At 72.0% G+C, this 20,883-nt stretch carries 18 protein-coding genes; 10 read left to right on the forward strand and 8 right to left on the reverse strand.

The window, feature by feature from the left end:
* Nucleotides 1-2 precede the first annotated feature (2 nt).
* The 8 genes from ACH34R_RS00275 to ACH34R_RS00310 all read left to right on the forward strand — a co-directional run bounded on the left by ACH34R_RS00275 (nt 3) and on the right by ACH34R_RS00310 (nt 8,845).
* Nucleotides 3-1,688, forward strand: a complete 1,686-nt coding sequence (locus ACH34R_RS00275; protein WP_397559247.1) for an ATP-binding cassette domain-containing protein — start codon at nt 3-5, stop codon at nt 1,686-1,688.
* Nucleotides 1,681-3,348, forward strand: a complete 1,668-nt coding sequence (locus ACH34R_RS00280) for an ABC transporter ATP-binding protein (RefSeq protein WP_397559248.1) — start codon at nt 1,681-1,683, stop codon at nt 3,346-3,348. The genes ACH34R_RS00275 and ACH34R_RS00280 overlap by 8 nt, the downstream gene beginning before the upstream one ends.
* Nucleotides 3,349-3,382: 34 nt before the next feature.
* Nucleotides 3,383-4,372 carry an ABC transporter substrate-binding protein gene (locus ACH34R_RS00285; RefSeq protein ID WP_397559250.1) on the forward strand — a complete coding sequence of 330 codons (990 nt, stop codon included), beginning with the start codon at nt 3,383-3,385 and terminating at the stop codon, nt 4,370-4,372.
* A gap of 9 nt (nt 4,373-4,381) precedes the next feature.
* Nucleotides 4,382-5,197 carry a siderophore-interacting protein gene (locus ACH34R_RS00290; protein WP_397559251.1) on the forward strand — a complete coding sequence of 272 codons (816 nt, stop codon included), beginning with the start codon at nt 4,382-4,384 and terminating at the stop codon, nt 5,195-5,197.
* A gap of 283 nt (nt 5,198-5,480) precedes the next feature.
* A complete protein-coding gene (locus ACH34R_RS00295; protein ID WP_397559252.1) occupies nt 5,481-6,545 on the forward strand; it encodes a FecCD family ABC transporter permease in 1,065 nt (354 codons plus the stop codon).
* On the forward strand, nt 6,542-7,591 hold the full coding sequence (locus ACH34R_RS00300) for a FecCD family ABC transporter permease (RefSeq protein WP_397559253.1): 1,050 nt from the start codon (nt 6,542-6,544) through the stop codon (nt 7,589-7,591). Before ACH34R_RS00295 ends, ACH34R_RS00300 begins: the two co-directional genes overlap by 4 nt.
* Nucleotides 7,592-7,604: 13 nt before the next feature.
* The gene (locus ACH34R_RS00305) at nt 7,605-8,357 is read left to right on the forward strand and encodes a 2,3-dihydro-2,3-dihydroxybenzoate dehydrogenase (RefSeq protein WP_397559255.1); all 753 of its coding nucleotides are present in this window, start codon (nt 7,605-7,607) and stop codon (nt 8,355-8,357) included.
* Nucleotides 8,358-8,434: 77 nt separating this feature from the next.
* Nucleotides 8,435-8,845, forward strand: coding sequence for a DUF2267 domain-containing protein (locus ACH34R_RS00310; RefSeq protein WP_397559256.1), 411 nt, complete (start codon nt 8,435-8,437; stop codon nt 8,843-8,845).
* 356 nt (nt 8,846-9,201) lie between these two features.
* Here ACH34R_RS00310 and ACH34R_RS00315 read toward each other — a convergent pair whose 3' ends face one another.
* On the reverse strand, nt 9,202-9,570 hold the full coding sequence (locus ACH34R_RS00315) for a MerR family transcriptional regulator (RefSeq protein ID WP_397559257.1): 369 nt from the start codon (nt 9,568-9,570) through the stop codon (nt 9,202-9,204).
* Nucleotides 9,571-9,685: 115 nt separating this feature from the next.
* Between ACH34R_RS00315 and ACH34R_RS00320 the strand changes: the two genes are divergently transcribed.
* A complete protein-coding gene (locus tag ACH34R_RS00320; protein ID WP_397559258.1) occupies nt 9,686-10,591 on the forward strand; it encodes an NADP-dependent oxidoreductase in 906 nt (301 codons plus the stop codon).
* Between the two features lie 151 nt (nt 10,592-10,742).
* Here the strand turns inward: ACH34R_RS00320 and ACH34R_RS00325 are convergent, their stop codons facing one another.
* The 3 genes from ACH34R_RS00325 to ACH34R_RS00335 all read right to left on the reverse strand — a co-directional run bounded on the left by ACH34R_RS00325 (nt 10,743) and on the right by ACH34R_RS00335 (nt 14,112).
* Entirely contained in the window at nt 10,743-11,675 is a 933-nt protein-coding gene (locus ACH34R_RS00325) for a zinc-binding dehydrogenase (protein WP_397559259.1), read from the reverse strand.
* 72 nt (nt 11,676-11,747) lie between these two features.
* Nucleotides 11,748-12,761, reverse strand: a complete 1,014-nt coding sequence (locus tag ACH34R_RS00330) for a hypothetical protein (protein WP_397559260.1) — start codon at nt 12,759-12,761, stop codon at nt 11,748-11,750.
* A 70-nt stretch (nt 12,762-12,831) separates the two neighbouring features.
* Entirely contained in the window at nt 12,832-14,112 is a 1,281-nt protein-coding gene (locus ACH34R_RS00335; protein WP_397559261.1) for a helix-turn-helix domain-containing protein, read from the reverse strand.
* Nucleotides 14,113-14,376: 264 nt separating this feature from the next.
* On the opposite strand from ACH34R_RS00335, the gene ACH34R_RS00340 reads away from it, so the two are divergent.
* The gene (locus ACH34R_RS00340; RefSeq protein WP_397559262.1) at nt 14,377-14,652 is read left to right on the forward strand and encodes a hypothetical protein; all 276 of its coding nucleotides are present in this window, start codon (nt 14,377-14,379) and stop codon (nt 14,650-14,652) included.
* A gap of 384 nt (nt 14,653-15,036) precedes the next feature.
* Here ACH34R_RS00340 and ACH34R_RS00345 read toward each other — a convergent pair whose 3' ends face one another.
* The 4 genes from ACH34R_RS00345 to ACH34R_RS00360 all read right to left on the reverse strand — a co-directional run bounded on the left by ACH34R_RS00345 (nt 15,037) and on the right by ACH34R_RS00360 (nt 20,873).
* Nucleotides 15,037-17,514, reverse strand: coding sequence for an ATP-dependent Clp protease ATP-binding subunit (locus ACH34R_RS00345; protein ID WP_397559263.1), 2,478 nt, complete (start codon nt 17,512-17,514; stop codon nt 15,037-15,039).
* Nucleotides 17,514-18,488 carry a hypothetical protein gene (locus tag ACH34R_RS00350; RefSeq protein ID WP_397559264.1) on the reverse strand — a complete coding sequence of 325 codons (975 nt, stop codon included), beginning with the start codon at nt 18,486-18,488 and terminating at the stop codon, nt 17,514-17,516. Before ACH34R_RS00350 ends, ACH34R_RS00345 begins: the two co-directional genes overlap by 1 nt.
* Nucleotides 18,489-18,724: 236 nt before the next feature.
* The gene (locus ACH34R_RS00355; RefSeq protein WP_397559265.1) at nt 18,725-19,900 is read right to left on the reverse strand and encodes a hypothetical protein; all 1,176 of its coding nucleotides are present in this window, start codon (nt 19,898-19,900) and stop codon (nt 18,725-18,727) included.
* Nucleotides 19,884-20,873 (reverse strand): hypothetical protein, encoded by a 990-nt coding sequence (locus tag ACH34R_RS00360; protein ID WP_397559266.1) that lies wholly within the window; start codon nt 20,871-20,873, stop codon nt 19,884-19,886. Before ACH34R_RS00360 ends, ACH34R_RS00355 begins: the two co-directional genes overlap by 17 nt.
* Nucleotides 20,874-20,883 lie beyond the last annotated feature (10 nt).

A 20,883-nucleotide genomic window follows, 5' to 3' on the forward strand; every position in this document is an offset into this window, starting at 1 on the left:
GCTTGCGCGCTGTCCCCCCGCCCGGGGCCGCCGGGCCCGACCCGCGGGCCCTGCTGCGCCGCTGCCTTCGGCCGCGGTGGCGACCGCTCGCCGCGGGCTCGGCCGCCGCCCTGGTCCGCCAGGTGGCGCTGCTGTCGCTGCCGCTGTGCGCGCAGCGGGCGATCGACGACGGGATCACCCGCGGGGACCTGGGCGTCACCGCCTGGTGGGCGGTCGCGGTCGTGGCGGTCTCGGCCGTGCAGTGGGCCGGGCTGGCCGGCTGGCAGTGGTGGGCCAACTCCGCCGACGCCGAGGCGGGGGCCTACCTGCGCACCCGGCTGGCGGACCGGCTGGCCGTCCTCGGCGACGGCGACGTCCCCGGCGGGCGGGGGGACCTGGCGCTGCGCGCGACCAGGGACACGGACCTGGTGCGGATCTGGGTCCACGGGCTGCCCACCTGGGTGGTCATCGCCACCACGTTCGCGTTCGTGCTGCCCGCCCTGGCCGCGCTGGATCCGCTGCTGCTCTGGGTCACGCTGGCCTGCCTGCCGCCGCTGGTCCTGGTCAACGTCTGGTTCCCGCGCCGGTTCGCGCCGGCGCTGGACGCGCTGTCCGGCGCGCACGCGGCCCGCGCCGACGCCGTGGCGGACCTGCTGGCCGCCGCGTCCTCGGTGCGCGGCCTGGGCGGCGGGCAGGTGCTGGTGCGCCGCCACCACACGGCGAGCGCCGCGGTGGCGGCGGCCACGATGCGCGCGGCGCGCGTGTCGGCGGCCTGGTCGGCCGCCGGGCCGCTGATCCCCCGGCTGGCCATCGTCGCGGGGGTCGGCCTGGGCGGTACGGCGGTGCTGTCCGGCGACCTCACCGTCGGCGGGCTCGTCGCCTTCACCTCCTGGATGGTCACGGTGACGATCGCGGTGCGGGTGGCGGTGGACCGGTTCGCCGACCGGGGCCAGGCGCTGGTGGCCGCGCGGCGGATCGCCGAGATCCTGGCCGTGCGTCCCGCCCTGCCCGACCCGCCGGACCCGGTCCCGCTGCCCGAGCGCGGCGCGCTGGAGTTCGACGGTGTGCTCGCCCTTCCCGACGGGCGGCCGGGCGGGCGGGTGTCGGTCACGGTCGGCCCCGGTGAGATCGTGGCGGTGACCGGGCCGACCGGGTCGGGCAAGTCGGTGCTGCTGCGGCTGCTGGCCCGCCGCTCGACCGCCCTTTCCGGCGGCGTCCGCTACGGCGGGGTCGAGCTGACCGCGGCCGGGGCCGAGGAGTGCGCGCGCCGCCTGGTGCTGGTGCCGCAGCGGCCGGTACTGGTGTCCGGCACGATCGGCGACAACCTGCGGCTCGGCCGCGACCTTCCCGACGCCGAACTCACCCGGGCCTGCCGCGCCGCCGCCATCGACCTGCCGCTGGACGCCGAGGCGGGCGAGCGGGGCGGCGCGCTGTCCGGCGGCCAGGTGCAGCGCCTCGCGCTGGCCCGCGCGCTGCTGGCCCGCCCGTCGGTGCTGCTCCTGGACGATGTCACCTCCGCCCTCGATCCGCTGATCGAGCGCCGCCTGCTGGCCGGGCTGCGCGCCTGGTCGCCCGGCATGACGATCGTGCTCGCCACCCACCGCGAGGCCGTGGCCGCCGCCGCGGACCGGGTGCTGGAACTGACCGGCCCTTCCGCCGCCGGCCCGGTGGAGCGGGACCTTGCGCAGGAGGAGGTACGGCATGGCTGAGGTGCCCGCACTCACCGAGGCCCCGGACACCCGGGGCCTGCTGCGCCGCGCCGGGCCGTTCCTGCGCCCGCACCGCGGCAGGCTGGCCGGGGCGCTGGGGCTGAGCCTCGTGGAGAGCGCGGCGCTGGTGGGCATCGCCCCCGCCGTCGGCGCGGCGGTGGACGCGCTGCTCGCCCGGGACGGCGGCGCCTTCGCGGCGGCGGTGGCCCTGCTGGCCGCCATGGTCATCGGCGTTGCCGTGATCGGCGGCCTGGCCGCCACCACCCTGGCGGACGCGGGCGAGCGGATCGTCCGGGACCTGCGCGAACGCGTCGCCGAACGGCTGGCCACGGCCCCGCTGCGCTTCCTGGAGGCGCACCGCGGCGGGGCGCTGCTCCAGCGCGCCACCGGCGAGGTCGCCGAGCTGGCGATGTTCGTCAGGGAGGCGCTGCCCGGCCTGGTCAGCGCCACGCTGACCCTCGGGCTCACGGTCGTGCTGCTGCTCGGCTACTCCTGGGAGCTGACCCTCGCCGTCACCGCCGTGTTCCTGCCCCCCGCCCTGCTGATCACCCGGTGGTTCGCCCGGCGGGCCGGAACGGTGTTCGGCGCGCACGCCGAGGCCGAGGCGGTCATGGCCGCGACGTTCACCGAGACGCTGGAGGCCAGGGAGGACCTCCGGTCCACCGGCGGGCTGCCCGCCTGGATGGCCCGGTTCGCCCGGGACAACGCGGCGGCCGTGGCCGCGCAGCGCCGTACCGCAGCGGTGGAGAACCGGGTCGGTTCGATCTCCCTGGTGGAGGGGGCGGCGCTGGGCCTGCTGCTGGTGGCCGGCGCGTGGCTGGCCGCGGGCGGGCACATGAGCGTCGGCGCGGTCGTGGTGTTCGTCCTGGCCGCGCGGAACCTGTTCGAGGGCTTCGGCGACCTGTCGCAGCTCGCCGGGGAGGTGCAGACCATGCGCACGGGCCTGGCCCGGCTGCTGGACCTGCTGACCGCGGCGGCCTCCCCCTCGCGCGGCGACCGCACGCTGCCCGCGCGGGGCGAACTCGCCGCCGAGGACGTGGTCTTCCGCTACGAGGCGGGCGAACCGGCGCTGCACGGCGTGTCGGTGCGCTGCGCCGAGGACGACCACGCCGGCCTGGTCGGCGAGACCGGGTCGGGCAAGACCACCCTGTCGAAGCTCCTCGCCGGCCTGTACGAACCTGACGGCGGGCGGGTCACCTTCGGCGGGATCGACCTGCGCGAGGTACCCGAGGAGGAGGTCCGCGCGCGGATCGCGCTGGTGCCGCAGGACGTGCGCACCGTGGCCGGTTCGGTCGGCGACAACCTCGCCCTGGCCCCCGGGGAACCGGACCGGGCGCGGATGCTGGCCGCGTTCGAGGCGCTGGGGCTCGCGGAGTTCGCCGCGGGCCTGCCGCACGGGCTGGACACCCCCGCCTCGGACCTGTCCGGCGGGGAACGGCAGATCATCGGCCTGGTCAGGGCGGTGCTCGCCGACCCGGCCGTACTGATCCTCGACGAGGCCACCGCCGATGTGGACCCGGTCACCGCCCGCCGGATGGAGACCGCGCTCGCCCGGCTGCGGAAGGACCGCGCCCTGCTCGTCATCGCCCACCGCCCCGCCACCGTCGAACTGCTGCCGCGCCTGATCAGGCTGCACGCCGGCGCGGTGGCCGGGCCCTGACCCCATGCCGCACACGAATCAAGGAGAAAGACACATGTTCGTCCACAGAGCCGTCGCCGGCCTGCTGGCGGCGGGGGCGATGCTCCTCGCCGCCGCCTGCGGCTCCTCCGGCTCCGGCGGCACCGGGGCCGCCGGAGACACGGCCGCGCCCACCGGCACGGCGGGCGACTCCGCGGCCACCCGGGTGGTGCAGGCGGCCAACGGGCCGGTCACCGTCCCCGCCCGGCCCCAGCGGGTGGTCTCGCTGCTCAACACCACCGCCGCGGTGCTCGAACTCGGCATCACGCCGGTCGGCGTGCTCCAGGAGGTCGAGGCCGACTACGCGCCCGCCGACTGGGCCAAGGTGAAGGCCATCCCGGTGGTCGGCGCGGATGAGACCTCCATCAACTACGAGCGGCTCGCGCAGTTGCAGCCGGACCTCATCATCAGCACCCAGCGCCGGGCCGAGGACTTCGGCTACGACAAGCTGTCGGCCATCGCGCCGACCGCGTTCTTCGTGACCGAGAACCCCGCCGAGGTCCGCGACGCGCTGCCGAAGATCGCCGACACGGTGGGCAAGGCCGACGTGTCCGCGCAAAAGGCCGCCGCCTACACCAAGCTGGTCGCCGACATCAAGGACCGGCACGCCGAGGTCCTGCGCAAGACGACCTGGGACTACGTGGAGGGCGGCCCGGAGGGCTTCGTGGCCAACTCGCCGGTGTCCTGGCCGGGGCTGTTCATGGAGCAGGCCGGGCTGACCTTCTCCAAGGTCGCCACCAAGGAGCGGGCCAACCGCGGCGTGCGCCTGTCCTACGAGCAGATCTCCACGCTGTCGGGCACCGGCGCCATCCTGTACGGCGCGACGCCCGACGGCCAGGCCGAGGCCGCCACGCGCAAGCTGCTCGACCAGAACGCCTTCAAGCTGCTGCCCGCCGCCAAGGCCGGGCACGTCTACCCGATCAAGTACGGCTACCAGTACAGCTACACGGGGGTCACCGAGATCCTCAACCAGATCGACGCCGTCCTTTCCAAGCTCGCCGCCTAGGGGTTTCGCATGTCCGACGACACGTACGTCGAGTATCCGCTCAAGCCACGGCTGCTCACGGTCAGCCGGGTGGCCCGGCTCGGCCCGGTGACCGTCCGGGTCACCCTCACCGGCCCCGACCTGGAAGGCTTCCAGCAGGGCGCGCCCGCCGACCACGTCAAGCTCTGCTTTCCCGAGCCGGGGGCCGAGCTGCCGGTCATGCCGCTGATCGGGCCGGACGGGCTGGAGCCGCCGCCCCCCGGCGCGCCCCGGCCGATCTTCCGCGACTACACGATCCGCTACCACCGTCCCGAGGCGCGGGAACTCGACATCGACCTGGTGATCCACGGGCACGGCCCCGGTTCGCACTGGGCCGCGAACGTCGAGCCCGGCAAGCGGATCGGGGTCATCGGGCCGCGCGGCTCGATCCTGGTGCCGCTCGACCTGGACTGGTACCTGCTCGGCGCGGACGAGACCGCGCTGCCCGCGCTCGGCCGGTGGCTGGAGGCCCTGCCGGCGGGGGCCAGGGCCATCGCGTTCGCCGAGGTGCCCGACGCCCGTGAGGAGCAGCGGATCGACAGCGCCGCCGACGTCACGCTGACCTGGCTGCACCGCAACGGCGCCGCCCCGGGCACCGGCGACCTGCTGGAGAAGGCGATCCGCGGGGTGGAACGACCGGCGGGCGAGGGGTTCGTGTGGGTCGCCGGGGAGGCGGGGGCGCTCAAGCCGATCCGCCGCTACGTGCGCCAGGAGTTCGGGCTGCCGCCGGACCGCATCGACGTGGACGGGTACTGGAAGCGCGGCGTGGAGAACCTCGACCACCACGAGGAAGACGACGAGGACTGACACCCGGTGACCACACCGCCGACCGCATGGGCCTGCCTGCCCCCAGGGCACGGTCCCCAATGACCGCCACGACCCCCCGCCTCCCCGGCCCCCCGACGACCGGGAAACCCCCGGCCGGAATCGTGGAGCCACCGGCCGGGCCCCTGCCGCGGCCCTACTCGCGCGGCGACGGCCCACCGGTACGCCCACCACAGCCCTCGGCGACCGGAGGTGGGGCGCCGCCGTGCCTGCGGTGGTCGTGGGCGCCCGGCGGCGAGATACCGCTGCCCGGGGGGTACCGCGGATGACCGCCGGGCATCTGGCGCAGGCGCCGCCCGCGGCCGGGGGTGGCGGGGCGCGGCGTGCCGTGCGGCCGGCCGCGATCCGGGCCGGGGGCGCGCTGCTGGCCGCGGGGCTGCTGGTCCTCGCGGCGCTGGCCAGTCTGGCGATCGGCTCGAAGGCCATCCCGCCCGGCGACGTGCTGCGGCTCCTGCTCCACCCGGACGGCACCGACGCGGCCTTCGTCGTCCACGACATGCGGGTGCCGCGCACGCTGCTCGGGATCGGCGTCGGCGCGGCGCTGGCCCTGGCCGGCGCGCTGATGCAGGCGCTGACCCGCAACCCGCTGGCCGACCCCGGCATCCTCGGCGTGGAGGCGGGGGCGGTGGTCGCCATCGCCGTCGCCGTCGGCCCCTTCGGGCTGCACAACCTGCCCGGGTTCATCTGGTTCTCCTTCGCCGGGTCGGCCGCCGCCGCCACGGTCGTCTACCTGATCGGCTCGACCGGGCGGGGCGGCGTCACCCCGGTACGGCTGGCGCTCGCCGGCATGGCGGTCAGCGCCGCGCTCGCCTCCTCCACGCAGGCGCTCGTCCTGGTCGATCCGGAGGCGTTCGAGCGGTTCCGGCACTGGGGAACGGGCGCGCTCAGCGGGCACGACCTGTCGGTCGCCGTCCAGGTCGCGCCGTTCATGGCGGTGGGCACCGCCCTCGCGCTCAGCCTCGGCAGGCCGCTCAACCTGCTGGCCCTCGGCGACGACGCCGGGCGGGCGCTCGGCGCGCGGCCCGGCCGTACCCGGCTGCTCGGCGCGATCGCCGTCACGCTGCTGTGCGGCGCGGCCACCGCCGCGGCGGGCCCGATCGGCTTCGTGGGCCTGGTCGTGGCGCACGCCGCCCGCCTGCTCGTCGGCCCCGACAACCGCTGGTCGCTGCTGTACGCCGCGCTGCTCGGCCCGGTGCTCGTACTGGTCTCCGACATCACCGGACGGCTCGTGCTGTGGCCCGCCGAGTTGGAGGCCGGGGTGGTCACCGCGCTGGTCGGCATGCCGGTCTTCATCGCGCTGGCCCGCAGGCGAAGGCTGGCCCGGCTGTGAGCGCCCCGGCGCGCTCCCGCCGCGCCTTCATCACGCTGCGCCCGCCCGGCGGGGTGGTGCTGCGCGCTGAACGCCGCTCGGTGCTCACCGCCGCCGCCGTCGCGGCGCTGCTCGTGGCCGCCTTCGTGGTCGCGGTCGGTACCGGCACCTACCAGATCTCCCCGCCCGACGTACTGCGGGTCCTGGCCGGGCAGGGGACGACCGCGCACGAGTTCGTCGTGCTGACCCTGCGGCTGCCCCGGGTGCTCACCGCCGTGCTGACCGGCGCGGCGCTCGCCCTGGCGGGCGCGGTCTTCCAGAGCCTGACCAGGAACCCCATGGGCAGCCCCGACGTCATCGGGTTCACCACGGGAGCCTCGACCGGGGCGCTGCTCCAGATCATCGTGATCGGCGGCGGCGCCGCGGCCGTCGCGGGCGGCGCGCTCGCCGGCGGGCTGCTCACCTCGCTGGCCGTCTACCTGCTGGCCTTCCGCAACGGCGTGCAGGGCTACCGGCTGATCCTCGTCGGCATCGCGGTGAACGGCGGGCTCGTGGCGCTCAACGTCTACCTGATCGCCCGCGCCGAGTTCGCCGACGCGCACGTGGCCGTCACCTGGATGACCGGCAACCTCAACGGGCGGACCTGGGGGCAGGTCCACCTGCTCGTGGCGACACTGGCCGTACTGGTCCCGGTCACGCTGCTCGCCGGACGGCGGCTGGCCCTGCTGGAACTGGGCGACGAGCTCGCCGCGGCCCTCGGGATCTCGGTGGAGCGCGCCCGGCTCACGCTCATGGTCCTGGCCGTCGGGCTCACCGCGATGGCGACCGTCGCCGCCGGGCCCGTCCCGTTCGTGGCCCTCGCCGCGCCGCAGCTCGCCTTCCGCCTGGCCCGCCCGTCCGGGCCGGTACTGGTGACCTCGGCCCTGATGGGGGCGTTGCTGCTGGTCTGCGCCGACCTCGTGGCCCAGCGGCTGCTGGCCCCCGTGCAGCTCCCCGTCGGGGTGATGACCGGGTCGCTCGGCGGCGCGTACCTGGCCTGGCTGCTGATCTCTGAGTGGAGACGCTGAAGGAGTATTGATCATGAAAGGTGTCGAGGGGCGGATCGCCCTGGTGTCCGGGGCAGCGGGAGGGATCGGGGCGGCGGTGTGCGCCGCGCTGGCGGGGGCGGGGGCGAAGGTCGCCGCCGCCGACACCCAGGCGTCGGCGCAGCCCGGGGTCGCCTCCTACCTCCTCGACGTGCGCGACGCCCGCGCGGTGGAGGAGACGGTCACCGCGGTCGAACGCGACCTGGGGCCCATCGAGATCCTGGTCAACGTCGCGGGGGTGCTGCGGGCGGCCTCGGTACGCGAGACCGACGACGAGACCTGGCGGTTGTCGTTCGCGGTCAACGCCGACGGGGTGTTCAACCTGTCGCGGGCGGTCACCCGGCACATGGCCGGGCGGCGCTCGGGCGTCGTGGTCACGGTCGGCTCCAACGCCGCCTCGGTGCCGCGGATCGGCATGGCGGCGTACGCGGCCTCCAAGGCGGCGGCCGTGATGTTCACCCGCTGCCTGGGGCTGGAACTGGCGGGGCACGGCGTGCGCTGCAACGTGGTGTCCCCCGGCTCCACCGACACCCCGATGCTCCGCGGGCTGCCCGGCGGCGAGGAACCGGGGGCGTTCGATGCGGTGCTGGCGGGCGACCCGGCCGCCTTCCGCGTCGGCGTGCCGCTCGGCCGGGTCGCGCTGCCGGAGGACGTCGCCGAGGCCGTGCTCTTCCTGGCCTCCGACCACGCCCGGCACATCACCATGCACGAACTGCTGGTGGACGGCGGAGCCAGCCTCCGCGCCTGACCATCGGGCCGGGTTAGAAGGCGGTTAACCCGGATACATGGGCTCGAAAGGTATGGATCAGCGAGGAGGAGGACATCATGCGGCACGACCAATTCATCGGGCAGGTCCAGGCCCGAGCCCGGTTGCCCGACCGCGCGCACGCCGAACGCGCCTGCCGGGCCACGCTGGAGACCTTGGGCGAACGAGTGCCCGAAGGGCTGGCCGACAACCTCGCCGCGCAACTGCCGCACGAGATCGGGGAGAACCTCAGACGCACCGAGGTCCACGGCGGCATGGGCAGCGGGATGGGCTTCGACCGGCATGAGTTCATCCGCCGCGTGGCCGACCGGGCGGGCGTCAAGGAAACGCAGGCCGCCTACCTCGTACGGGTCGTGATGGAGGTCGCGGGCGAGGCCACCACGGGACGCGTGCTGGACAAGGTCGGCGAAAGCCTCCCGGCCGACATCCGCCCTTTGGTCCTCTCCGGCAGCCGCGGCTCCATCGACTGACCACCGCCGACTGGCCGGGGGCCTCGGCGGGTAACCGATGATCGCCAGCCACAGCACCGATTCACGGGACCGGCCGGCTGCTCCGATTTACCGATCCGGCAGTGCCCGGTGTCCTGGGTGCCCAGCAGCGGAGCGTAGAACGCGCCCTCGCCCACCTGCGCCGGCTTCGTCCGGGAGATACACGACGGCTTCCGCAGTGATCTTCACTGAGCCTTTTTCATCCTCAAGCTCCCTGGTCAGGGGCGGTAAGCGAGATGCCGTACCCGCATGACCAGGCGTCCTGCCGGGCTATCAGACCCGCCCCCAGCTCGACGGAGGCACCCCTGACCTGGTGCAAGCAGCCGGTTGAAAAGGGTTCACTGCATGTGAGAGCAGTCGGCGGATTCAGGGTTTCGCGTGATGGCGATCACGTCGTCGAGCCGGTCGCGTACCGCGAGCAGGTCGATGATCCGCTGGTCGATGCGGACACGCTCGGCCGTGAGCTGGTCCAAAAGTGCCGGCTCCGCCTCACCCGAGTCCACGCAAGGCAGCACCTGGCGGACCACTCTGCTCGGAAGACCCGCGGCATACAGTTGCTGGATCAGCCGGACCCGGCCGACGGCGGTGTCGGGGTAATGCCGCTGACCGCCAGGGCTGCGATCGGCCTGGAGCAGATCCTGTTCCTCGTAGTAGCGCAGCGCCCGGACGCTCACTCCCGCCTTCGCGGCGACCTCACCGATGCGCATCGGTCCTCCTCCGTCCGGGCGGTCAGCCCGATTTGCACCTGACGCCAACGTCAGGTTCTAGCGTAGTGCGCGTCGGCGCTCGCCGAACATTCACCTACGCGGAAGGCAGAACGTCATGCGCGCAGTCCGGTATCACGAGTACGGCGGCGTGGAGACCCTCGTGGTCGAGCAGGTGCCGGACCCGCATCCCGGGCCCGGCGAGATCCGTGTCCGCGTCGCGGCAGCCGCCGTCAATCCCATCGACTGGAAGGTGCGTTCCGGTGCGGCGCGCGAGGTGCTTCCCGTGGACCTGCCCGCCATTCCCGGGCGTGACGCCGCCGGCGTGGTCGATGAGATCGGGGCGGGCGTACAGGGGGTGAGCATCGGCGACCGTGTCTTCGGGCTGGGCGGCGTGACCGGCGCGACGGCGGAGCTGGCCGTGCTCTCGGCCTGGGCCCACGCGCCCACCACCTGGACCGACGAGCAGGCCGCCGGCGCCGGTCTGGTGTCCGTGACCGCATTGGGCGGGCTGAAGGCGCTCGGTCCGCTGCGTGGGCGCACCCTTCTCATCGAGGGCGCGGCAGGAGGCGTGGGCAGTACCGCGGTCGAGATCGCGGTGGCTGCGGGCGCAACCGTGATCGGGACGGCCGGCGAACGCAACCACGAGTTCCTGGCCTCCCTCGGAGCCGTTCCCACCACCTACGGCACCGGCCTCGCGGAGCGCCTCGCCCCTCTGGCTCCGGACGGTGTCGACATCGCGCTCGACACCGCGGCCTCCGGCTCCCTGACCGACCTCATCGCGATCGTGGGCGACGCCGCTCGTGTTTCGACGGTCGCCGACCACGCCAACGCGCAGCGCCTGGGCGTGCATCTGGCCAACGCGGAGAACGACTCCACGCTCCTCGCCGCAGCGGGCGAACTCGGCCGGCAGGGCCGCTACACACCGCGCATCGACCGGACGTACCCCATCGAGCAGATCGCGGAAGCGCACGCATACGCCGAGCGCGGACACACGCGGGGAAAGATCGTGGTCTGCATCTGAGCTTGTCCTGCCGTCCGGGGCCTCCCGGCGGCTTCGGCCGCAGGACAGAGCCGGTCTGACCTGGCCTCTGCCGAACCTCCGCCGAACCTCCGCCGAACCTCCGCCGAACCTCCGCCGAACCTCCGCCGACCGGGAACGCCTCGCTCGCCGATCAGGGTTCGATGACCACCTTGATCACTCCGGACTTCCGGTCGGCGGCGACGCGGAACGCCTCGGCGGCATCCTCAAGCGGAAACCGGTGCGTGATGATCGTCTCTGTCAGCTCCGGCCGGTCGGCCAGCATGGACGCGACCTCCACGGTCTCACGGATGCCATGGTGACGTCCGTAGGCCATGCTGTTCACATAGGTGAGCTCCTTGGTGAGACTCAGCGCGCCCGGGACCTGCATGGTGTCGCTGTACACCCCCAGGGACACCACCCGGCCTCCCGGGCGAGCGGCTTCGGCGGCATCGACCAGGCTCGACTCGCCCCCCGCGGCATCGATCACCACGTCGTACGAACCCGTGGGCCGTCCAATGCCCAGTCGCTCGGCGGCGGCCCGCTGGTGATCGTGGCGCACCTTCAGGTCCGCATCCCGCCCCTGCCACTGGAGGGTCGCCCCCGCCAGCAGCCCGATCGCGCCACCTCCGATGATCAAGACCCGCTCCTCCGGCAGCACCTGTGCCCGCCGTACCCCGTGCCAGGCCACCGCGCCCGGCTCGATCAAGCAGGCGTCCTTGACGTGCAACCCGGAAGGCAGAGGCAGCAAGGTGTACTCCGGGACCACGACCGCTTCCGCCATCCCGCCGTCGCTAAAGACTCCGAGATTGCCGTGGCCGGGTTCGGTACACCGCTGGACGTTGCCGGCGCGGCACTCCTCGCAGCGACCGCCGTAGATGGTGGGCTCGACGAAATAGGGGTGACCGTCGGTGGCGACTCCGGCGAACTCGTGGCCGTATATGTAGCCGGTGACGCCGCGCGCGGCGAAGTTGACATCGGTCCCGCAGATCCCCGCGCTGACGACCGAGAGCCGAACCCCGTCGCCATCGGGCTCCTCCACGTCGACCGTACGAATACCGTCCTCAGTGTTCATCACCGCACGCATGGACTATCGCTCTCCTTAACAGCTCGCCGACGTTGCACTCTGCGGCCGAGCGATGTCCAAACGCCAGTCCATTTACTGTTCGATAGCGCGTTTTCGGCCGGCGTCCTCGCCGAGCGCCGCGCGGAGGTCTGCGGCGGCGGGCGAGCTTCGATACTCCGGCGGAACGGTCTGCAGGACGAGTAGGGCGGTGTAGGTGACGGTGTTGGTCCGGTGGCCGGGCACCACACCATCGATGATCTCCGTCGCCGCGACCAGCCCTTCCTTGATCCCACCGTTCGCCACCGTGGCCAACGCCCCATGCAGCCGGGCGGCGGCACGGTACTGGTAGTCCTTATGGCTGAACACCGTTGTCCTGGCCTGCGCCGAACGGGATTCATCGCCGACCGTCGCATAGACCAGGCTGGCGGTCCACTCGGCGGGGCAGGCGTCGCTCCAGTAGGACGGCATCACGCTGGGCACGGGGAGTTCGGCCCCGCCGACCAGAGCCTCGGCCTGACGGAGCGCCGCAAATGCCTCGTCGTGACGCTGGAGTACGGCGGCGGCCCGGGCCTGCGCGCAGAGCACGAAGACCAGACCCCAGCTCGGCACCCCATTGGCGATCCCATGGGCGGCGCGGGTCAGCTCCAACACGACACCGGGAGATCGCTGACCGTAGAGGGCATTACCTGCCTCGGTCGCCCGGATCCCGATCGCCAAGTGCTGGTCGTTCGACGCGTCGGCCACCTGCCGGGCCGTACGCCACCACCGCAGGGAGGCTTCGTGCTCGCTCAACCGCCCCAGCGCATTCGCGTACAAGGCCGCCAGAGCAGCCTGAATCCTGAGCAGATCTTCCCAGCGTGCCGGAGAAGACCACTGGCGCTGCCTCGACAGGGCGTCCAGCTCGACGCCGATCGCATCCCGAACCTTGTCAACAGGCCGCGTACATAGCCAATACCGCAGGTCTCCGCAGGTACGCTCCCACTCCTCCACACTGCGACCGTTATCGTCCCGGTCCAGCGAGAGAAGCCGCCGCACCCGCTCATGATCGTCCATTGCGGTCACACCGACACCGAGTGCGGCGGCCTGAATAAGACGGCGGCGCTCCATATCCTCATCATTTCCGCCATCACGCTTTTCACCATTCCGGCGAAGTGACGAGTCCGTACCAAGGTAGCGCTCAGACATCCATCCCGAGGGTCGCACGAAGTTCTACGGCGGCGGGTGAGGCTTTGTGCTCCGGTGGTACAGCGTTCAGCACGATCAGGGCGGTGTGGGTCACCACATTGGTGCGATGACCGGGGGGCGCGGCGCCGATGATCTCCGTCGCGGCGGTCAGCCCTTCCTTGATCCCGCCGTTCGCCACCGTGCAGAGCGCCGTGTGCAGCCGCGCGGCGGCTCGATGCTGATAGTCCCAGTTGTTGGCGATCACCATGCCAGTGGCCCGCGCCGCACGGTCCTCATCACCCGCCCCGGCGTAGACCATGCTGGACGTCCACTCCGTGGCCTGGCCCCCATTCCAATACGAGGGCATCACGCTTGGCGCGGGGAGTTCGGCACCGCCGGCCAAGTCCTCGGCCTTGCGTAGCGCGGCCAATGCCTCGTCATGACGCTGGAGTACGGTCGCCGCCCGGGCCTGCCCGCACAGTACATAGACCAGACCCCAGCTCGGCACCCCTTTGGCGAGCCCATGAGCCGTCCGGGTCAGCTCCAACACCACGCCGGAAGATCGCTGGCCATAGAGGGCATTCCCGGCCTCGGTCGCCCGGATCCCGATCGCCAAGTACTGATCCTTCGACGCGTCGGCCGCCCGGCGGGCCGTACGCCACCAACGCAAAGCGGCCTCATGCTCGCTCAGCCGCCCCAGTGCGTTTGCATACAGGGCTGCGAGAGCCGCCTGAATCCTGAGCAGATCCTCCCTGCGCGCCGGGGAAGCTCGCTGACGTTCCCTAAGCAGGGCGTCCAGCTCGATGCCGATCGCTTGCTGAATCCTGGCGGCGGGCCGTACACGCAGCCCGTGCAGCAGGTCTTCGCAGGTACTCTCCCACTCCTCCACGCTGCGACTGTCATCGTCCTGGTCCAGCGAGAGAAGTTGCCGTACCCGCTCATGATTTTCCATCGCGGTCAGACCGACACCCACTGCGGCGGCCTGAATAAGACGGCGGCGCTCCATATCTTCATAATCACCGTTTTCGTGATTTTTACCGCCTTTGCGAGCTTGATTCCTTAAATCAGCCGCAGCCTCACGGAGCCGGATCAACTCGCCCTTGGCCTCGTACAGCGCGTCCAGCCGGGCAACGGTGTCCCGTGGCGGAATCCGCAACCCTTGTTCATACCGCCACAGCACGCTGTGGTGAGTCCGAACCCCCTGGGCCACCTCGCGCAGGGTGGTGTCGCCACGGTGGCGACGCAGTTCGTCGGCCAGCAACCGGGCGACATCAGGCGAATTCTGGTCAGGCATGCCGCGCCTCCTGTCGCCAATCCTGTCGCCGGACCATCCGGCGACAGGTAACCGTTGGTGTGCGGAGAGTCACGGGACCACTATGACAGGGCAGCCAGCGCTGCACGGGATCTCCGGCTCAGATCACCCCACACGCCGGTCCCGGCCGGCTCTTCCCACCGGCCACAGATCCCGTGGCCATGGCCTCGGACCGTCGTGCCCCGGGGCCATGGCCGCCACTTCGCTCCCCGAGTCCGCGCGACTCACCGCACGAGGAGACCCGCGATGAACCAGCCGTGCGCTCACCGCCGCCCGCTCAGCGAGACCCTGCTGCTGGTCTGGGAGGTCCGCGAGCCCGGCCACCATGTGTCCGGCGTGACCGACGACCCGGCGAACGCCCTGGTCAACCTCGTCCAGGAACTACGCGCCTGCCTGGGCGAGGCCCGCGCCATCATGCGCCCGGCCCGCCTGCACCCCAACGGCCGCCCGGAGTACGCCTACGGGCCGATCCTGATCCACCTGCACCGCGACCCGGCCACCGGCAAGGTCAAACACCTCTGACGCCCGGTGACACGAGTCGGCGTGGGTCTGTACGGCCGCATGCCAGGGGGCGTCCCGGGGTTCGGAGCATAGGGCAGCGGCGCGCTTCGGTACGGCCTCCAGCGTGTTCGATGACTCGATACAAACCGCACAGCGCTGCCGCGCGATTCAGGCCGCCTCCCCCAACACACCCCGGGAATTCACCTCACACACAGCGCCGCCACAGCGGTTCAGTACCTTGTGCGGGGCGGGCCCCGGGGTTAGCGGCGGGACCGGCCCACGAGCGGTCATTCACCGCCGCCTCCGCGGAAAGTGACATACCCGGCGGAACCCCTACCGGACCGCCATGTTGATCCAGTACTCCGGACTCCCTTCTTGAGGTCGGAGGGGCCACGCCAGAAACCGCTAGAGAAGTGATGGATCCGGTGTGCGGCGGTGGGTGCGCTTGGGCTCGCTGGTGATCACGAGGGCGTCGTTCTTCACGGCGACCTTGACGACCTGACCCGGGCGCAGCTCGCCGTAAAGGATCTTCTCCGACAGGGTGTCCTCCAGCTCGCGCTGGATGGTCCGCCGCAGCGGCCGGGCGCCCATCGCCGGGTCGTAGCCCCGGTCGGCCAGCAACTGCTTGGCGTCCTTGGTGACCCGCAGCCCGAGGTCGCGGTCCTTCAGCCGCTCGGCGAGCCCGTCGAGCATCAGGTCCACGATCTGCAGCACCCAGTCTCTGGTGAGCTGGCGGAACACCACCGTGTCATCCACCCGGTTCAGGAACTCCGGCCGGAAGTGCTGCTTCAGCTCCTCCTGCACCTTCGACTTCATCCGGTCGTAGTTGCTCTCCGCGTCGTTGTTACGCGCGAACCCGACCCCGATGCCCTTGGAGATGTCCCGCGTGCCCAGGTTGGTGGTCATGATGATCACCGTGTTCTTGAAGTCGACCACCCGGCCCTGAGCGTCGGTCAGCCGGCCGTCCTCCAGAATCTGCAACAACGAGTTGAAGATGTCCGGATGCGCCTTCTCGATCTCATCGAACAACACCACCGAGAACGGCTTGCGCCGCACCTTCTCGGTGAGCTGGCCACCCTCCTCATACCCGACATAACCCGGAGGAGAGCCGAACAGCCGCGAGACCGTGTGCTTCTCCATGAACTCCGACATGTCCAGCATGATCAGCGCGTCCTCGTCACCGAACAGGAACTCCGCCAGCGCCTTGGACAACTCGGTCTTCCCCACACCGGACGGACCGGCGAAGATGAACGACCCACCCGGACGCCGCGGGTCCTTCAACCCGGCGCGCGTCCGCCGGATCGACCGCGACAGGCCCTTGATCGCATCGTCCTGCCCGATGATCCGCTTGTGCAGCTCATCTTCCATCCGCAGCAGCCGCTGGGACTCCTCCTCGGTGAGCTTGAACACCGGGATGCCGGTGGCCGTCGCCAGAACCTCGGCGATCAGCTCCTCGGTGACCTCGGCCACCACGTCCATGTCGCCGGCCTTCCACTCCTCCTCGCGCCGCTCGCGCCCCCGCTGAAGCTCGTTCTCCCGATCGCGCAGCGCGGCGGCCTTCTCGAAGTCCTGCGCGTCGATCGCGGACTCCTTGTCGTAACGGACGTTAGCGATCTTCTCGTCGTACTCCCGCAGCTCCGGCGGCGCGGTCATCCGCCGGATGCGCATCCGCGAACCCGCCTCGTCGATCAGGTCGATCGCCTTGTCCGGCAGGAACCGGTCGCTGATATAGCGGTCGGCGAACCGTGCCGCCGCCTCCACCGCGCCGTCGGTGATGATCACGCGGTGATGGGCCTCGTAGCGGTCGCGCAGCCCTTTGAGGATCTCGATCGTGTGACCCAGCCCCGGCTCCGCGACCGGAATGCGCTGGAACCGGCGCTCCAGCGCCGCGTCCTTCTCCAGATATTTCCGGTATTCGTCGAGCGTGGTGGCACCGATGGTCTGGAGCTCGCCGCGGGCCAGCATCGGCTTGAGGATGCTGGCGGCGTCGATCGCGCCCTCCGCGGCGCCCGCGCCGACCAGGGTGTGCAGCTCGTCGATGAACAGGATGATGTCACCGCGGGTGCGGATCTCCTTGAGCACCTTCTTCAGGCGCTCCTCGAAGTCACCGCGGTAACGTGACCCGGCCACCAGGGCGCCCAGGTCGAGGGTGTAGAGCTGCTTGTCCTTCAGCGTCTCGGGCACCTCGCCCTTGACGATCTTCTGGGACAGCCCCTCGACCACGGCGGTCTTGCCCACGCCGGGCTCGCCCACCAGGACCGGGTTGTTCTTGGTACGGCGGGACAGCACCTGCATGACCCGCTCGATCTCCTTCTCGCGCCCGATGACCGGGTCGAGCTTGCCCTCGCGGGCGGCCTGGGTCAGGTTGCGGCCGAACTGGTCGAGCACCGCGGATGAGGCCGGGACGGACTCCTCCCTGCCTCCGGCGCCGGCCGGGTCGCCGGCCTGGAGGCCGTGCAGCAGGCGGAGCACCTGCTCGCGTACCGCGCCGAGATCGGCGCCCAGCCTGACCAGCACCTGCACGGCCACGCCGTCGCCCTCGCGGATCAGCCCGAGCAGCATGTGCTCGGTGCCGATGTAGCTGTGGCCCAGTTGCAAAGCCTCACGGAGCGACAGCTCAAGGACCTTCTTGGCGCGCGGGGTGAACGGAACGTGCCCCGACGGCGCCGACCGGCCCTTGCCGATCATCTCCTCGACCTGCCGCCGGACGACTTCATGGCCCAGGCCGAGGCCGTCCAGCGCCTTGGCGGCGACGCCTTCGCCCTCGCGGATCAGCCCGAGCAACATGTGCTCGGTGCCGATGCAACTGTGGTTGAGCGCCCTGGCCTCCTCGTGGGCCAGGACGACGACCCGCCGTGCGCGATCGGTGAACCTTTCGAACATCACACCTCCTGAGGGGGCACTGCGGACGGCCCGCTGTCGCGGGTGAGGACGACGAGATCGTCGGGATCGGCGACGATGGCCGTCTGGGAGCGGTCAGGATGCACCCGGTAGGCGAGCGGCGGGCCGGTCAGGCCCCACATCGCACCCACGATCGTCGCCCCGGACCCGGCGCGCGGGCCGTTGGTGATCCGCACGCGGGTGCCGGGGGCGTGGCCGTCTTCGGCGACCACGAGCAGCGCGTCGAGGATCTGCCGCGCGCCGGTGAACGGCAGCTCCGCCCAGCGGGCCGGATCGTGCGGGGCGATGGCCGCCGCCAGCCGTGCGGCCTCGTCGCGGGTGCGAAAGCCGCGGTGGGCGGCCCCGGCCAGGATCGCCGCGGCGGCCCGGTGGCGCAGTGTGGCCGGCTCGGCGTCGAGCGCCAGCCGGACCATGCGGTCGATCAGCGCGCACATCGTGTCGACCGCGGTCTCCTCGCCCAGCTCGGCCGTCCAGGCCAGCTCGCCGGGCGCGGGCACGATGGACCGCGTCTCGGCGGCGACGGTGAAGTAGGCCAAGGCGAGCACGTCTTCGCGGGCCTCGCCGTGGTAGAGCGGGCCCACGCCGGTGCCGCTGTCGCCGCGGGCCGGCGGGAACCGCTCGACCAGGTGCCTGGCCCGGCCGCGGGGCAGGTCCGCGGCCATCCGGGCGTCTTGCACCCGCTGGTGGAAGGTGCGCCGGGCGCGGCGGCCGATCAGGCGGCGCCGCCGCCCGTCGGTGCCCGCCGGGTAGATCGTGCGGCCACGGCTGGCCGGTGTCTCGCACTGGCCGGGCCAGGCCTCGGGCCAGCGCGCAGCCACCGAATAGGGGACGCCCGACATCGCGGCGCGGGCCCTGATGGCGCGTCTGCGCGCCCTGCCGGGCACGGCTCTTCGCCGCCGATCCCCGCACGGGTCGTGCTGGTCGTCGCTCACCATGTGCCGATCGTCGGCCATCATGCCCTCCGACGGGCCCCACGCATCCCACCGATCGGGGCGGCACGATCAGGCCGCGCAACTGCCGGCGCGCACTGAGTCGGGGACTCTTGGCCTTCGTATGCGAACCGGCGTGGGCGATCGCAATGGGCGCCGGCGGGTGCTCCGCCTGCCCATAACTTTAGGGGCGCGCCGGATGCGGCGGGCAAGATTCAGCCAGCAGCCGAACCGGGCGTGACGGCCCCGGCGACCGGGCACCTCTACCTTTTGGCGCCCACCCGCACCTGGCTGATCTTTTCCGCCATGCGCTCCTGCCCTGCGGCGTCGAGCCGTTCCCAGAGCGTGTTCGCGATCAGGTGCAGCAGGTTCACGGTGAGGATGGCGGGGGCGATCACGGCGACCGCGTCCGGCACGCTGGGCAGCAGCGCCAGCGCCAGCATGATCGCGGTGATGCCGTTCTGCTGGCCGAGGGCGAGATAGACCCGCTCGACCCCGGTCAGGCCGCGCGCCGGGATCAGCCCGCCGATGATGACCTGCGCGGCGTACGCGGCCACGCCGAGCAGCGCGCCGCGCACCGGCTCGACGCCGCCGGGCAGCAGCATCCCCAGCGCGAAGGCCGCGACCAGGAAGGCGACGGACAGCACCCGGCCGAGCGCGCGTTCGATGCCGGGCCGCAGGAACAGCCCGATCAGCGCGATGCCGAGCACCAGGAACTGCTGCACCGCCACCACCAGAGCGGCCAGCAGCACGGCCACACCGGTGATCCGCCTGGTCGGCGGGTCGTGCAGGACCGGCCAGTCGTACCGGCCCGCCGCCCACTTCGCCACCGCCCAGCCGAGCAGCACCACCCCGGCCAGCAGAGCGTTGCCCCAGGTGGTCGTCAGGTACGCGCCCACACCGCCGCGCCCGCCGAGCAACATCGCGGTGAAGTAGACGGTCAGCAGCGCGGTGATCGGATCGTCGAACGACGCCCACGCGAGCAGCAGGTTCTTCGCCCGCGCCGACATGCGCGAGCTGCCGATCAGGGCGGCCACCGACAGCGGGTCGATCTGCGCGACCGCCACACCGAGCAGCAGTGCCTCCGCCCGCGGCCAGGAGAGGTACATCACCCCGCCGATCAGGACCGCCTTCAGCAGCACCCCGACGGTGACCGCGAGCACCACCGTGCGCAGATCCTTGGTGACCTCGCGGGAGATGCCATGGGCACTGCTGTAGAGGCCGATCGAGAGCAGGGCGGTCACCGCGTACATGTAGAGCGGCGACCCGACGGACTGCGCGACGCCCGGCACCGCGCCGGCCGACGCCGCGCCCGCGGCGACCACGGTGACGGCCACCGCGAGCCGGGCCGCGGCGGGCGAGAGCCGCGGGCGCGCCCTGGGCCGCCGCAGGCCGGAACGGACCTCGTCAAAAGGGTGGTCCTCAGGGTGGCGTTTCATCCAGCACCCGCTCCACGTCGGGCAGCAGTTCGCGCATCCGGTCCTCGGCGTGCGGCACCAATGGCTGGAACAGGGTGACGCCGAGCAGGAAGGCGCCGCTGCGGTTCAAGGGGTAGACGAAGATCGCGCCGGACTCCACGTCCAGCACCACGCGCCGGAACGGCTCGTGGGTGAACCTCCACAGGGCGTGCGTCAGCTCCGCGAGGTCGCGCTGCAGCCGCCGGGCCACCTCCAGGTACTGCTTGCGCCGCAGGTCCCTGGTCAGCCGGTGGAACCAGGAGTCCAGGGCAGGGTTGTCGAAGACGTCGGCGGAGAAGCGGAACTCCCAGTCGACGTGGAGGGCCACGTAGTGCAGGTCGCCCGCGGTGAGCCGGGGAACGCAGACCTCGCGCAGCGCGCGGGCGGCGGCCTCGCCCAGCAGCTCGCCGCGCGCGAGGTAGGGCGTGACCGGCTCGGCCAGCCCGGCGGGCTCCGCCTCGATGTCGCCGCCGGGCATCCGGCCGGGCTGGTTGAACGCCAGCTTCCTGATCCGGGTCGCCAGCGCGGACATCTTCCGGTCCATGGACTCCACGGCGGTGGTGTCCAGTGTCGCCCCCACGATGTACTCGCCGGAGTAGACCCAGTCGCAGTGGATGGCCCCGTCGGAGGTCTCCACGACCGTGCGGATGAGGTCGCCGGTCTCCAGGTCGGCGAGCAGCCGGTCCATCCGCTCGACGTTGATGACGAACTCATGGAACGCGTTCTCGTAGCCCTCGCGTACCGCCTCGGCGTCGCGTTCGCCGAACCGGCCGGGCATCGTGTGGAACAGGTCCGCGGAGAAGCCGTGGAAGCCGTGGTCGAAGTAGCTCACGGTGTGCAGGCCCTGCGGATCGCGGAACTCGTCCTCGCACAACGCGATGATGTTCTCGTAGGCGGCGCCGCCGTACGAGGAGCGCCGGATCACGCACGCGGGCGGGTCCTCCTTCGCGGTCATCTCCGTCCTT

It is taken from the genome of Spongiactinospora sp. 9N601 (assembly GCF_044326295.1).
GTDB lineage: Bacteria > Actinomycetota > Actinomycetes > Streptosporangiales > Streptosporangiaceae > Spongiactinospora > Spongiactinospora gelatinilytica.

Bases quoted from the DNA above. Each gene is read 5' to 3' on its own strand.
- ACH34R_RS00280 (WP_397559248.1), top strand. From the start codon at position 1,681: ATGGCTGAGGTGCCCGCACTCACCGAGGCCCCGGACACCCGGGGCCTG.
- ACH34R_RS00285 (WP_397559250.1), top strand. From the start codon at position 3,383: ATGTTCGTCCACAGAGCCGTCGCCGGCCTGCTGGCGGCGGGGGCGATG.
- ACH34R_RS00290 (WP_397559251.1), top strand. From the start codon at position 4,382: ATGTCCGACGACACGTACGTCGAGTATCCGCTCAAGCCACGGCTGCTC.
- ACH34R_RS00295 (WP_397559252.1), top strand. From the start codon at position 5,481: ATGACCGCCGGGCATCTGGCGCAGGCGCCGCCCGCGGCCGGGGGTGGC.
- ACH34R_RS00305 (WP_397559255.1), top strand. From the start codon at position 7,605: ATGAAAGGTGTCGAGGGGCGGATCGCCCTGGTGTCCGGGGCAGCGGGA.
- ACH34R_RS00310 (WP_397559256.1), top strand. From the start codon at position 8,435: ATGCGGCACGACCAATTCATCGGGCAGGTCCAGGCCCGAGCCCGGTTG.
- ACH34R_RS00315 (WP_397559257.1), bottom strand. From the start codon at position 9,570: ATGCGCATCGGTGAGGTCGCCGCGAAGGCGGGAGTGAGCGTCCGGGCG.
- ACH34R_RS00320 (WP_397559258.1), top strand. From the start codon at position 9,686: ATGCGCGCAGTCCGGTATCACGAGTACGGCGGCGTGGAGACCCTCGTG.
- ACH34R_RS00325 (WP_397559259.1), bottom strand. From the start codon at position 11,675: ATGCGTGCGGTGATGAACACTGAGGACGGTATTCGTACGGTCGACGTG.
- ACH34R_RS00330 (WP_397559260.1), bottom strand. From the start codon at position 12,761: ATGGAGCGCCGCCGTCTTATTCAGGCCGCCGCACTCGGTGTCGGTGTG.
- ACH34R_RS00335 (WP_397559261.1), bottom strand. From the start codon at position 14,112: ATGCCTGACCAGAATTCGCCTGATGTCGCCCGGTTGCTGGCCGACGAA.
- ACH34R_RS00340 (WP_397559262.1), top strand. From the start codon at position 14,377: ATGAACCAGCCGTGCGCTCACCGCCGCCCGCTCAGCGAGACCCTGCTG.
- ACH34R_RS00345 (WP_397559263.1), bottom strand. From the start codon at position 17,514: ATGTTCGAAAGGTTCACCGATCGCGCACGGCGGGTCGTCGTCCTGGCC.
- ACH34R_RS00350 (WP_397559264.1), bottom strand. From the start codon at position 18,488: ATGATGGCCGACGATCGGCACATGGTGAGCGACGACCAGCACGACCCG.
- ACH34R_RS00355 (WP_397559265.1), bottom strand. From the start codon at position 19,900: ATGAAACGCCACCCTGAGGACCACCCTTTTGACGAGGTCCGTTCCGGC.
- ACH34R_RS00360 (WP_397559266.1), bottom strand. From the start codon at position 20,873: ATGACCGCGAAGGAGGACCCGCCCGCGTGCGTGATCCGGCGCTCCTCG.